This window comes from Indolivaga alginatilytica, from assembly GCF_003201355.1.
Lineage (GTDB): Bacteria > Bacteroidota > Bacteroidia > Bacteroidales > Dysgonomonadaceae > Dysgonomonas_A > Dysgonomonas_A alginatilytica.
On record NZ_QICL01000021.1, the window covers coordinates 39130 to 52554 of the forward strand.

Below are 13425 nucleotides of genomic sequence, written 5' to 3' on the forward strand. Positions count from 1 at the left end.
AAAACCTCTTGGAAATTTTCAAGAGGTTTTTTTTATGCTTTTGCTCAATACTATCAAACTTTCATTACCCATATTGAAAAGGAGATCCACAATGCTTAGATTTTCGGTGAATCCGAATCGCTGATCGAAAATCTGATAATAAGGGATTGATTCAAAATCAGAGTCAGCCATCCTCCAATCTGTCTTTGGAGAAATTTTAGATCTGAAATCTTCACTTCCCAACTCTAATTTAAATTCATCCGTATATCTTAGACCGGAAGTGTCTATATCAATTAATCTACATATAAGATCTCTCAACTCTTTGTTGAAATCAAAAAGGTATTTATAGCTCTTCTCATAGAAGGGGCGGAAGTCATCTTGATAGTATTCGAAGAATGGAGTCGAATTATAAGCTGAAATAAGGGCATTCCAATGCAAATGACGCCAATTTCCATGCTCGGCAATACAAATATCCCTTATCGGGCATTTTTTGCCGCCAGAGCTCTCTATTGGAATGGAAAGAGTCATCGGACCATTTGCCGAAAGAATCGTACACCTGTTCCTGTAAGTTTGCTTAACATAATTCTCATGTTGCTCGATAAAAACATCCTCATTCAGAAGTTTCGAATAATATTCGATCGGAGCAAGATACGCAGTAGATAAATATATACTCATTTGTAATTCAGTTAACAGTTAACAGCAATCAGTTAACAAGTAGACAAGTAATAAATAACATAATTCTACTTTACCCACGAGAATAAACGGTTCCATCTGGAGCCGTCTTCATCGCTCGAACTATACCAGATAACAGAAGCTTTACCAATAATATTTTTTTCGGAGATAAAACCCAATGATCGGGAGTCAATAGCATCATCGGCATTATCCGACAAAAACCAATAATAATTATATAGGAAAGTATAAGATTTCAGATCTTCAATCTTCACCGCTTCTCCCACTTCATCATTGATTATCTGGTTGTACAAAGGTCTATTAAATTCGGTAAGGGCAATAGTCATGCCTGCCTCGGGAATAATTAAATCATAAGACAATAGCTCTTGAATGCTCAATTTTAATTGGAGGCTATCCGGCAATTTCTGATTGATAAGAAACACTTCATATCTGCTAAGAGTAGAATATACCGAAAGCGAATCCATAGAAATATCACGTGGTGATATCTTCAATGAATTTACAACTGCCAGAATTGTATCTTTTGAACTTCTTTCGAATCGGAATGATTGTAATAAATCGGGTGAAGAAACCGATTTTATTCCATTTACATAAAAATCAGATCCTTTTACGATGATTGTATCACCCGCCACTGCCACGCATCTACTGAGATACAAACTTCGCTTATCCAAAGGTTTGTCTGATTCCAGCGGATTATTGAACAAAACGACATCATTTCGATCAACCATTTTACTGAATAAGCGATGATATCCTAATTGTACTAAACCGGAATATGACTTAAATCCAAGAAATTTATCAAAAGTAAAAGGTATAGACAACAAAGTCATTGGCATCCTTATACCATAAGAAACCTTATTAACCAAAACCCTGTCGCCTCTGAGCAAAGCAGTCTCCATCTGAGAAGAAGAGACTGTATAAGACTGAATAAAGAAAGCTCTGACAATAAAAACGATCAATAGAGCGATAAGGAATACCTTGCCCCACCAATTTAATATCTGTGCTTTCTTCTGGAACATAAGCTAAATAAGTAAATGAAAATTTTTAATGATATATATTTTTGTAGGGGCGGGGGCGGACATATGTATCTGCCCTGTGGTGTGTGAACACATAGGTTCGCCCCTACAGCAAACCAACAAAAAGATTTGCGGCCTTATTTCTTTTTTGCACTTGTAAAGATTCTGTTCCAACGGATTTTTCCATTGAACCAGCCTTTATCCTTGTCTAAAGATAACCAAACAAACAAAGGTTGCCCTACAATATGATCTTCCGGAACAAAGCCCCATGAACGGGAATCCGCAGAATTATGACGATTATCGCCCATCATAAAGTAATAATCAAACTTAAAGGTATAAGAATCTGCTTGCTGACCATTGATGTAAACTTTTCCATCTTTATAATCAAATTGATTATTTTCATAGTTTTTAATTACACGCTCATAAGCAGCCACCTTATAATCTACATCTTTATCGAAAGTGATCGTTTCTCCTTTTTTGGGAATCCAGAGAGGTCCGTATGCATCACGAGTCCATCGTGTAGGATAGTTAATCGGATAATAAAACGGATAATCTATAATCTTTCCATCGGCAGTTTCTCTTCTTTCAATACGTTCTTTTTCTTTGAAAATATTAATAACAAAAGGCTTCGATTTCAAAGTTTCCACCATTTGTTTAGTAAGAGGTAATGTATAAACCAGACCGAATGTTTTACCCTTCGCCACAAAACCCAACTGAGTCAGTTGTAAGCTATCGGAAGTATATTTCATTTCCTCCGGAAGGCTTTTATTTAAAAGAGGATTAGCTCTCCTCAATTCATTTAACGGATCAAAATAGTTAGCGGACAATTGACCTCTTTCGTTCATAACAGCATAGTCATCCTGGCTGATTCCTAATTCATCGAATACCTGCTCAGAAATTGCAGTGCCATCCGTTTGAACGAAATATCTCAATTGCATATCTTCAGGATCTGCGACCTTTACGCCATTGATATAAACTTCATCGTCCTTTATTTCTAAAGTTTCGCCGGGAAGTCCCATGCACCTTTTCACATAATTTTCTCTCCTGTCTACAGGGCGATAAACTATTTCTCCATATCTGGCTTTATCAGACCAAAGTCCTTCGCGTCCCCTGGCATCTAATTTACACAAACTATAATAATCAGCTTGTTGCATATTTAACGCCACAGTATCACCTGCAGGAAAATTGAAAACAACAATATTGCCTCTTTCTATCGTTCCAAAACCGGCAAAACGCTGGTATTTCAATTGTGGCTTATCTAAATAAGATTTACAATCTAAAACAGGTAAGGTATGTTGAGCCAAAGGAAAAGACAAAGGGGTCATTGGTGAACGGGTTCCATAGCTCATTTTACTTACAAACAGAAAATCACCCACTAAAAGAGACTTCTCTAAAGAAGACGATGGAATCTGATAATTCTGAAAGAAGAATGTATTAATAATATATACCGCAATTAAAGCAAAACCAATAGCATCTACCCATTCCATAAATTTACGAAAAGGTCCGTTATCGCTGGTTTTCCAAAAAGCCCACGGAATAAATTTTAAAATATAACTATCGAAGAAAAGGGGAATTAATAACAAAACAAGGTAATAACCAGTCCAGATGGTAAAGGCAATACAAAATAGCGTTATTAATAAAAATTTGACCCATTGCTTCCGCGTAGCACCCGAAAGCCTCTCTTTGAAACTTTTCTTTGCTGAAGAGTTATTCTGGTTACTTGTTGTTCCCATATTAAGCAATATAAAATATTTATTATGTAATCAAGCTCACTAGTTAATATTCTGCCAAAATAATAAAAAGGTCTGTGACCTTAAAAATTAAGCATATCCTGCATTCCTAAAAAACCTTTCTTGCCGTTAGTAAATTCTGCGGCTAAAACTGCACCTAAAGCCAAACTTTTTCGGTTCTTAGAATCGTGTTTTATACTGATTACATCGGCTTCCGACTCATAAAATACTTCGTGAATACCGGGAACCTCACCTTCTCTGATACAATGTATCGCCACATCCGACGGTTTCATTTCTGCTTCCAAGTGCCAATCGCTCTTTCTATCGACATTTTCGATAATACCTTCGGCAAGAGTAATAGCAGTTCCACTCGGAGCATCCAATTTATGGATATGATGAGTTTCCTCCATTCTCACCGTATAATCGGGAAACTGATTCATAATTTTCGCAAGGTACTTATTCACTGCAAAAAAGATATTTACTCCCAAACTATAATTAGAAGCATAAAAGAATGTTTGACTATTTTTCTCACAAGCCTCTTTTACTTCAGGTAAGTGCTCAAGCCATCCTGTAGTACCTGCCACAACAGGAACACCGGCAGCAAAACATTTTCTGTAATTATTCATAGCACTTGCCGGAGTCGTAAACTCAATTGCAACATCTGCACTCTTAAATGCTGGTGAATCAAATTCCGCAAGATTATTCTCATCAACAATCGAAACTATAGAGTGTCCACGATCTTGGGCTATTCGTTCGATTTCTTTACCCATTCTTCCATAACCAATCAGTGCTATTTTCATACCTAATTAATTCTATATTAAAGTATTATAAACTATTAAATTCTATATTATATCATTTTTACAAGCCAAACGACCCTATCTATTTTCAGAGAATAAAAAGCTTCATCGGCTTATAATATATTCATATATACTACAAATGTAAGAAAAACTAATTACTATAATCTACTGGATATTCTGATAAACAGACTATTTATTCAAGTATTTAATAAAAATTTCAATTATGCCTTTTTTCAATTAGTCTGACAAAGTATAAAAAGATCACAGAATACTCAAATAAAAATAACACACTAGTACTCAAAGAGTAAGTTCTAATACAGTCCTTTTAATCGCATCAGAATATTATTATTTAGAACAAATATTATCTTTCCATCGGAGAAAAGAAACATTAGAAAAAATAGAATATATCTTGATTAGTAAGCTTATTGAATTTCTTATAAAAAAGGATGTTTTTTTTCAGAATATAAAACACAATTTCAAAGAAGAATTTCGGAGAGAATTACAGTATAAAATACGAGCCTATAATATTAAGCTCATACTTATATAGGTAAATAATAAAAGAATAATAGTAGAAATTATATACCAATAGTTTATACTTAGCAATCAATAAAGTTTTCAAAAATAAAATTAATCCTAAATTAATAATTAAATAAAAATATAACTATTACACTAATATTCTATATTTATACATATTATTTAACTTATATAAAAAATAAAATAATTACATAATATTATTATTTATAATACTATAAATATATATAGTAATACATAGTACTATTATAATAATCATATATTATATATTTTTATAATAAAAAATAAAAGTAACTATTTAGATAAATAGAAAAGATTAAACTGATATAATATAAATATAGTTTACCAAAACAGATAATTCTATACAAAAAATAAAATCTGAATTAGAAAAAAATAGAATCTCAGAAAAACAAGAATGTGATTAATTAAAAGTTTAAGGAAAAAAATAAAGACTCTAAAAAAACAAAAAAGGAGTAAGAAAAAGAGAATACTCCCCTCACTTACTCCTATAAAATATTGATTGTTTCAACATCCTTTTAGGATAGAAAAAAATTAGATAGAAATAGAAAAAACAGTTACAAATTAGCAGACTTTACAATTTCTTTTATTCTGTCGGAATCTGAAACAAGAAAAGAATATTCTGAATAACCCGAATTATTATAATTATCGGGAAAATTCGGGTTATTATATTTCATTCCCCCTTTTCTTAATGTCTGAAATGTACCATGTACTTCTTTTACTCCTGTAGAATGAACCAATTCCCGAACATTCGATTCCTTTACTCCGGCTCCAGCCATTATAACAATCCTATCAGCCGCTAAATTGACAAGTTCTTTTAAGATATTTCGCCCATCAAAAGCTGTTTGATGCCCTCCGGAAGTAAGAATTCTATCACACCCCAGACTAATAACATCCTCAAGAGCCGAATAAATATCACAAACACGATCGAAAGCCCGATGAAAAGTAACAGACATTCCATATTGTTTTGCCAATTGCACTAAAACACCATTCTTTTCTATATCCACATGCCCGTTTTCATCCAGCATACCGATAACGACACCATCACAATTGAGTTCACCACACATAGTAATGTCGCTTTTCATCGACTCAAAATCGAAATTATCATATAAAAAATCACCTCCCCGAGGACGAATGATTACATTCAGATCAATTTCAATGTGCTTGCGGGTAAGCTCTATCTGAGACTTTGCAGGAGTAGTTCCCCCATCACAAAGATTTCCGCAAAGTTCAACCCTTACCGCCCCACCCTTCTGGGCTTCAATTGCCGATTGAACAGAGTTAGCACACACTTCTACTGTTACCATATTTGAAAAAAATTAGAGTTAAGTAAATGAAATTATTTGATGATCGACTTCCATATTGTAAGAGGCCATTGTCACTATACTTGCCAAAACAATAAAAAGGTCTGAGACCTTACATTTATATTTTAAGTAAAAATAAGACAAAAAAGAAGAAATAAGAAAACTTACACCGAAAGAAACAAGTTATGAACTGATATAAAAATAGTAACTTTGCGCTGTAATTAAGTAACAGTAAGTATTTAATACAACATATCCAATTAGAACAGACAGTTGTAATTATACTTATCTAAATAACAAATAGGTCTGTGACCTCAAAGTAAATAACAATGAATTTCAAATATGACGTTATAGTCGTAGGTGCAGGACATGCAGGCTGTGAAGCCGCAACAGCAGCAGCCAATATGGGTTCGAAGACTCTGTTGATCACGATGGATATGAACAAAATCGCTCAAATGAGCTGTAATCCGGCAGTGGGTGGTATTGCAAAAGGGCAAATTGTAAGAGAGATTGACGCTTTAGGCGGACAAATGGGGATAGTTACAGATATGACGGCTATCCAATTCAGGATGCTGAATAAGTCAAAAGGACCTGCCATGTGGAGTCCGCGTGCACAAAGCGACCGTACACAATTCATCATAAAATGGAGAGAAATCATCGAAAATACCGATAATCTTTTCATGTGGCAAGATGCGGTAACATCCCTTATCATCGAAAATAAAGAAGTAAAAGGAGTAAAAACTGCTCTCGGAGTATCCTTTTCCGCTCAAGCGGTAATCCTTACAAACGGTACTTTTTTGAACGGATTGATGCACATCGGAGCAACTCAACTGACAGGTGGCAGAACTTCTGAACCCGCATCATACGGAATCACCGAACAATTGAGGGAAGCAGGATTCACTACAGACAGGATGAAAACGGGAACTCCTGCCAGAATTGACGGAAGAAGTGTAGACTTTTCACTCATGGAAGAACAAGAGGGAGAAAATGATTTTCACAAGTTTTCTTACCTTGATTTTGAGCCAAGACCTCTAAAGCAACTTAGTTGTTGGATATCGAACACCAATATGGATGTACATGATAAACTGAGAGAAGGTCTCGAATTCTCTCCCCTTTACAACGGACAAATCAAGAGTATCGGACCCAGATATTGCCCTAGTATTGAGACCAAAATAGTAACATTTGCAGAGAAAACATCTCATCAATTATTCTTGGAACCCGAAGGAGAAAACACTCAGGAGTATTACTTGAATGGATTCTCATCGTCTCTCCCACTCCACAATCAAATAGAAGCTCTGCAAAAAATTCCAGCTTTTAGAAATATACATATATTCAGACCGGGATATGCGATTGAGTACGATTTCTTCGACCCGACTCAGTTGAAACATACGTTGGAAACGAAACTACTCAAAAATCTGTTTTTCGCAGGTCAAATAAATGGAACTACGGGATACGAAGAAGCCGGCGGACAAGGATTGATTGCAGGTATAAATGCTCACCTGAAATGCCACACCGATAAAGAATTTATATTAAGACGCGACCAGGCATACATTGGTGTTTTAATCGACGACTTGGTAACAAAGGGTGTTGATGAGCCATATAGAATGTTTACATCCCGTGCCGAATATCGTATTCTATTAAGACAAGATGATGCAGATGCACGCCTGACGAAAATAGGATATGATTTAGGACTTGCTAAACAAGAACGTGTAGACTTATTAAATGAGAAGCAATCAGAAATAAACAGATTGATCGAATTCACCTCGAATTATTCTCTTAAACCGGATTACATAAACCCTGCTTTGGAGAAACTGGGAACAAGCCCACTAAAACAAGGAACCAAATTAAAAGACCTTTTGATGCGTCCGCAAATAAATATTGAGAACATCAAAGAAGCCATTCCTGCGTTTAAATCTGAAATAGATAAACTAACCAACAGAAAAGAGGAGATTCTGGAAGCAACAGAAATAATAATCAAATACGATGGTTACATTAAACGCGAACAGCTAATCGCAGAAAAAATAACGAGACTCGAAAACATTCTTATAAAAGACAAAATAGATTACGAGAGTATTCTTTCATTATCGACAGAGGCTCGCCAAAAGCTCGCCAAAATAAATCCCGAGACAATCGGACAGGCAAGTCGTATTCCGGGAGTTTCTCCAAACGACATTTCTATTCTCCTTGTACTTTTAGGACGATAAAAAAAATAAAGTTCCACGTGAAACAAAAATCGGTTTCACGTGGAACAATTTCAAAAATACGCATCAGAACACTTTAAAACAGTTATTTATAAAATCATGCCACACAAAAAAATTGAAAATTTAAAAGCATCTGTAAGAAACATTCCTGATTTTCCGATACCGGGAATCCAATTTAAAGATGTAACAACATTATTTCAATCTCCTCAAAATTTAAAAGACCTGACAGAAGTTCTAACGGATTTATACAAAGAAAAAGGAATAACCAAAGTTGTAGGAATAGAATCAAGAGGTTTTATAATGGGTCCTATCCTAGCCTTAAATATGAACGCCGGATTTATCCCGATCAGGAAGCCCGGAAAACTTCCGGCAGATACAATCGAAGAAAGTTACGAAAAAGAATACGGTATAGATACTATTCAAATCCATAAAGATTCGCTCAACCCCGAAGACGTAGTTCTTATACACGACGATTTACTTGCTACAGGAGGAACCATGCTTGCTGCTTATAAATTAATCAAAAGAATGGGCGTGAAAAAAATATATGTAAACTTTATTATCGAACTGGAAACTCTTGAAGGAAGAAAGCTATTCCCCGAAGATGTAGAAGTGGAAGCAATCATAAAGTATGACATTTGAGGTCTCAGACCTTTTCTTAACTTTGAGAAGTTAATCTCTCAAAGCTTTTTTATTGCTTTGGCAAGTGTAATAAACAGACTCTTAATATCAATTCTCAGTTTAAAAAGAGACAAAACATAGACTAAATCCTACATATATGAACGAAAGCTTAAGAAACATAATACAGAATATACCCGACAAACCGGGATGTTATCAATATTTTGATGATAAGGGAAGTATTATATATGTAGGAAAAGCTAAGAACTTAAAAAAAAGAGTATCCTCTTATTTTACCAAGACACATCACGATAGTCCGAAGACACGAATACTGGTCAGTAAAATAAAGGATATAAAGTACATCGTTGTAGACACGGAGGAAGATACTTTTTTATTAGAGAATAATCTCATAAAAGAATATCGCCCCCGCTACAATGTAATGCTGAAGGACGACAAGACATATGCCTCCATCGTCGTAAGGAATGAGTTTTTCCCCAGAATACTACAGACCCGTAATATAGTGAAAGACGGATCGCAATACTTCGGACCCTATGCCACCGGAGGAAGCATAAAAGCTCTTCTCGAAACAATACACAAGCTCTACCCTATCCGCACGTGCAGTTTAGCTCTTACTCCCGAGAATATACGAAGCGGCAAATTTAAAGTTTGCCTCGAATATCACATTAAACGTTGCCTCGGTCCGTGTGAAGGATTACAATCGCTGGAAGATTACCAAAAAAACGTAGAAAGCGTACGTGAGATATTAAAAGGTAATATCAATATTGTAAGTAAGACAATATACGAAGAGATGCAAAATCTGGCTAAAGATTTCAGATTCGAAGAGGCTCAGAAATTAAAAGAGAAATACATTTTAATCGAAAGTTTCAAACAAAGATCAACCGTTGTATCGAGTATTATGTACAACATCGATATTTTCGGTTATGACGAAGATAGTTCCGCCGCCTATATAAATTTCCTCAGCGTGCATAACGGATCGGTAATACGGGCATATACTTTCGAATACAAGAAAAGGCTCGATGAGCCAAAAGAAGAATTACTGGGTCTTGCCATTCTCGAAATGAAAGACCGTTTTCAGAAACTGGCCAAAGAGATAGTAGTACCTTTTTATCCCGATCTGATTCTCCACGATACCGAATTTACGATACCTCAACGGGGCGATAAATTGAAGCTGTTGAAACTTTCTATTCAGAATGTAAAACAGTATAAGGTAGACAAACTTAAAAAGGCGGAAAGCCTGAACCCCGAACAACGATCCATCAGAATCGTAAAAGGAATTCAAAACGATCTCCATTTAAAAGAACTGCCCATCCATATAGAATGTTTTGATAATTCGAATATACAGGGAACAAATCCCGTTTCGGCATGTGTAGTATTTAAAATGGCTAAACCATCCAAGAAAGATTACCGTCATTTCATAGTGAAAACGGTGGAAGGCCCCGATGACTTTTCTACTATGAAAGAAGTAGTCCATAGACGTTATCACAGGCTGAAAGAAGAGAATGCCCCCCTACCCCAACTGATTATAATTGACGGCGGTAAGGGTCAATTAAGTGCTGCTTGTGAATCTTTAAAAGGGCTGGATTTATACGGGAAAATAGCAATCGTAGGTATCGCCAAAAGATTGGAGGAAATCTATTATCCGGAGGACTCCATACCATTGTATCTGGACAAAAATTCGGAGACATTAAAGGTTATTCAACACCTACGGGACGAAGCTCACCGCTTTGGAATTACTTTCCACAGAAACAGAAGAAGCAAAGGTCAGATAGTATCGGAACTCGATACCATTAAAGGCATCGGTGAGGAAACAAAAAAGATGCTTTTGAAACACTTCAAGAGTATAAAACGCATAAAATCAGCCACTAACGAAGAAATAGAAGAGGTTGTAGGCAAACATAAATCGAAACTTATTACAGAACACTTCAGCAAAGGAAGTACTACACAAGAATAGCTAAAAATTGATGACGTACTTGGTTGCATGGGCAAAACCTTTTATATCCGTAAAACATTAAATATCAGCACACTGGATGGAATCCGCCTACCCTGCACAAAAAATTGTCTGAGAAATACTTAAATAATACCAATCAGTAGTTGAATTATCTGTAATATTTTACTGACGCACCCTATCGGGTTTGTCTTTCATTTTGCCTTGATGCAAAACGAAACAAAAGATCAAGACTGTGCCTCCTTGCACGGGGTACCCGATTCGTGATCTGAAAGCGGAAACAAAAAAAGTACGTTTGACTTTGATTTCTTTTTGTTTTTTGCGCTTTCTTCTCACATCGGGTACCCCGTGCAATAGACAAGGTCGGAGAGCCTGACGGGCGTAAGCCGAGCCGTCATTTACTTCGCAGGAGAGGTAAATGACGGCAAAGCCTTTTTGGTTCCTTTTGCGGCTTTGGGCAAAAGGGACACAAACAATCTTTGATTGTGCGTAGGTTATAAACAACATAAAAAAGCGTTTTATACAATCCAATTACGGATTCGCATAAATACTAAATTGATATTAAAATACACATCAACCTATTAATACAATACTATCAAGAAGAAATAAAAAATAATCAAAACATATTTAACTATCCATTTGTTATAATTAAAAGAAAACATAAAATTATATCATTATGGAAAATCATTTACTTTCTACAGTCAAAAGAGCAGTTAAACATTGGTGGATATCGGTATTAGTCGGAATAATAGCTGTTATAGTTGGCTTCATTTCGATGTTTACACCATTCGCCACCTTCGCAGCTATCACCCTACTATTTGTTTTTTCATTTTTTGCAGGTGGAATCTCCGAAATTGTATTTGCAATAGCTAACAGAAAAATAATAAATAACTGGGGATGGACATTAGCAATGGGAGTAATCGACCTTTTGTTTGCCCTGTTCTTACTGGCTAATCTGGATATTGCACCCTTGATGCTATGTTATTTCATCGCCTTCTGGATACTTATTCAATCCATTTGGGGTCTAGGTATGGCATTCGACCTTCAATCGGCAAAAAACAGTGGTTGGGGATGGGTATTGGCATTATCGATACTTAGTGTATTCGCATCTATAATCCTATTATTCCAACCGGCAATCGCAGGATTATTTGCAGCATACATCATATCGTTCGGATTCATATTTTACGGAGTCATGAGGATATTCTTAGGTTTTAAATTAAAAACATTGAATAAATACCTGCCTGAAGATAAACACGAAGATTAAGGTTTCACATCTTTTTTCGATTTGATGCAGGGGTGGGCTTATATATCCACACACAGAGGGCAGACTTTCAGGTCTGCCCTCTGTTATTTAAAATATATATTCAACACGCTATATTTCTTACTTTTTAAGCTGTGACTTTAATTCTTTTACCTGACTTTTCAGTTGAGCATTTTCAACCTCCGATTTCAATAGTCTTTCGTATAAACTGATTAAATCGTCATCATCATTAGTAGTATAGTTTATCTGTTCTCCCTGAATTGTATTCTGTACATCTTTCGAATACTCTGCTCCTGTTTGTGTTTGTGAATGACCAATCGGAGAATCATTTATAGTATTATTAGTTGCTCCCAGAGGCGAATGGTCTTCTTTGAGATAATCCATATCTACATTCAAAGCCAATGCAACTTTTTCGAGTATTTCATCATCAATGGTCTGCTGTCTTTCGAGCTTCGATACTCTATCCTGCGAACAGTCCAGCATATCGGCAAGTGCAACCTGCGACATCTTGTTCCATGTTCTCACCATTCGTATATTATGTCCCTGATGTACCTTTGAGGCTTCCTCTGTTTGCGTCTTCATAAATGGTCTGTTTTTCTGCGGATTTATACTTTTTATTACTTTGGTAAGCAAAACAATAACTGATAGTTATGATTTTGAAATACGGCATTAAATCTTTTCTATTACTTAAAAACAAAGGTACTAAATTAATTCATTTGCTTTAAATACCAATATCTTTTTTGGAAAATGAAACTTTCAGAAGGAAATTAAACACACAGAATACACTAATAATACAGATTTTAGCACCCCACCTCAGCCCTCTCCTACTGAGAAGAAAGAAAGAGAGAGAACAGTCGTAGGGGCAGACCTATGTGTCTGACCGATAAAAGAAAAGACTTAGCACCCTCAGCGTTAAAAAAATGCTTAAACGCAAAGCCGCAAAGTTTTTTCTAACCCCTTTCAGTAACAAAGGCTTAAGGTGAGGTCAGAGCACTGGGGTGAAATCAGCTGGAGGGGATAAAAAACTTCGTGCCTTTACGGCTTTGCGTTTAATAAAAATCTGTTATTTCAGTCTATTTCATATGCCTAACCCACTTGAGAGACCCCCTTTATAAATATTAAAATAAATCATTCGCACTTTTTTTTAAGCGATAGCCGTATCCTATATTTGTACACTATAAAAATTGTTACAGGAGAAGGATAATCTGCTATTATGGTTTCACACAAACTAATTTAGATTAAATATGGGAAACACGCTTATAAACACTAGATATTCATAATCAACAGTGTGAAACCGTAATAGACTTTAATCTGATGCTTCTGTCA

General features: G+C 35.6%; 11 protein-coding genes. 4 read left to right on the forward strand and 7 right to left on the reverse strand.

Annotated elements, in window-relative coordinates:
* Positions 1 to 18: 18 nt before the first annotated feature.
* From CLV62_RS14835 to CLV62_RS14855, 5 genes are all read right to left on the reverse strand, one after another.
* Complete coding sequence (locus tag CLV62_RS14835; protein WP_110311558.1) at positions 19 to 654, reverse strand: WbqC family protein; 636 nt, start codon at positions 652 to 654, stop codon at positions 19 to 21.
* 65 nt (positions 655 to 719) lie between these two features.
* A complete protein-coding gene (gene lepB / locus CLV62_RS14840; protein ID WP_110311559.1) occupies positions 720 to 1682 on the reverse strand; it encodes a signal peptidase I in 963 nt (320 codons plus the stop codon).
* A 134-nt stretch (positions 1683 to 1816) separates the two neighbouring features.
* Entirely contained in the window at positions 1817 to 3412 is a 1596-nt protein-coding gene (gene lepB / locus CLV62_RS14845) for a signal peptidase I (RefSeq protein ID WP_110311560.1), read from the reverse strand.
* Between the two features lie 80 nt (positions 3413 to 3492).
* Positions 3493 to 4209, reverse strand: a complete 717-nt coding sequence (dapB, locus tag CLV62_RS14850; RefSeq protein WP_110311561.1) for a 4-hydroxy-tetrahydrodipicolinate reductase — start codon at positions 4207 to 4209, stop codon at positions 3493 to 3495.
* Between the two features lie 1103 nt (positions 4210 to 5312).
* Positions 5313 to 6062 carry a copper homeostasis protein CutC gene (locus CLV62_RS14855; RefSeq protein WP_110311562.1) on the reverse strand — a complete coding sequence of 250 codons (750 nt, stop codon included), beginning with the start codon at positions 6060 to 6062 and terminating at the stop codon, positions 5313 to 5315.
* A gap of 323 nt (positions 6063 to 6385) precedes the next feature.
* Here CLV62_RS14855 and mnmG point away from each other — a divergent pair, with 323 nt between their 5' ends.
* The 3 genes from mnmG (at position 6386) to uvrC (ending at position 10844) form a co-directional block, all read left to right on the forward strand.
* Positions 6386 to 8260, forward strand: a complete 1875-nt coding sequence (mnmG, locus tag CLV62_RS14860; protein WP_110311563.1) for a tRNA uridine-5-carboxymethylaminomethyl(34) synthesis enzyme MnmG — start codon at positions 6386 to 6388, stop codon at positions 8258 to 8260.
* 96 nt (positions 8261 to 8356) lie between these two features.
* Positions 8357 to 8896 (forward strand): adenine phosphoribosyltransferase, encoded by a 540-nt coding sequence (locus CLV62_RS14865; RefSeq protein ID WP_110311564.1) that lies wholly within the window; start codon positions 8357 to 8359, stop codon positions 8894 to 8896.
* A 136-nt stretch (positions 8897 to 9032) separates the two neighbouring features.
* Positions 9033 to 10844 carry an excinuclease ABC subunit UvrC gene (gene uvrC / locus CLV62_RS14870; RefSeq protein WP_110311565.1) on the forward strand — a complete coding sequence of 604 codons (1812 nt, stop codon included), beginning with the start codon at positions 9033 to 9035 and terminating at the stop codon, positions 10842 to 10844.
* A 159-nt stretch (positions 10845 to 11003) separates the two neighbouring features.
* Here uvrC and CLV62_RS14875 read toward each other — a convergent pair whose 3' ends face one another.
* Positions 11004 to 11345: a hypothetical protein gene (locus tag CLV62_RS14875; RefSeq protein WP_110311566.1), complete on the reverse strand. Its 342-nt coding sequence runs from the start codon at positions 11343 to 11345 to the stop codon at positions 11004 to 11006.
* Positions 11346 to 11514: 169 nt separating this feature from the next.
* Here CLV62_RS14875 and CLV62_RS14880 point away from each other — a divergent pair, with 169 nt between their 5' ends.
* Positions 11515 to 12102, forward strand: a complete 588-nt coding sequence (locus CLV62_RS14880) for an HdeD family acid-resistance protein (RefSeq protein WP_110311567.1) — start codon at positions 11515 to 11517, stop codon at positions 12100 to 12102.
* A gap of 117 nt (positions 12103 to 12219) precedes the next feature.
* Here CLV62_RS14880 and CLV62_RS14885 read toward each other — a convergent pair whose 3' ends face one another.
* Complete coding sequence (locus CLV62_RS14885; RefSeq protein ID WP_110311568.1) at positions 12220 to 12681, reverse strand: helix-turn-helix domain-containing protein; 462 nt, start codon at positions 12679 to 12681, stop codon at positions 12220 to 12222.
* Positions 12682 to 13425: the final 744 nt, after the last annotated feature.

Coding starts and splice junctions, on each gene's coding strand:
- mnmG (WP_110311563.1), top strand. CDS start 6,386: ATGAATTTCAAATATGACGTTATAGTCGTAGGTGCAGGACATGCAGGC.
- CLV62_RS14875 (WP_110311566.1), bottom strand. CDS start 11,345: ATGTTGTTTATAACCTACGCACAATCAAAGATTGTTTGTGTCCCTTTT.
- dapB (WP_110311561.1), bottom strand. CDS start 4,209: ATGAAAATAGCACTGATTGGTTATGGAAGAATGGGTAAAGAAATCGAA.
- lepB (WP_110311559.1), bottom strand. CDS start 1,682: ATGTTCCAGAAGAAAGCACAGATATTAAATTGGTGGGGCAAGGTATTC.
- lepB (WP_110311560.1), bottom strand. CDS start 3,412: ATGGGAACAACAAGTAACCAGAATAACTCTTCAGCAAAGAAAAGTTTC.
- CLV62_RS14885 (WP_110311568.1), bottom strand. CDS start 12,681: ATGAAGACGCAAACAGAGGAAGCCTCAAAGGTACATCAGGGACATAAT.
- CLV62_RS14865 (WP_110311564.1), top strand. CDS start 8,357: ATGCCACACAAAAAAATTGAAAATTTAAAAGCATCTGTAAGAAACATT.
- CLV62_RS14855 (WP_110311562.1), bottom strand. CDS start 6,062: ATGGTAACAGTAGAAGTGTGTGCTAACTCTGTTCAATCGGCAATTGAA.
- CLV62_RS14880 (WP_110311567.1), top strand. CDS start 11,515: ATGGAAAATCATTTACTTTCTACAGTCAAAAGAGCAGTTAAACATTGG.
- uvrC (WP_110311565.1), top strand. CDS start 9,033: ATGAACGAAAGCTTAAGAAACATAATACAGAATATACCCGACAAACCG.
- CLV62_RS14835 (WP_110311558.1), bottom strand. CDS start 654: ATGAGTATATATTTATCTACTGCGTATCTTGCTCCGATCGAATATTAT.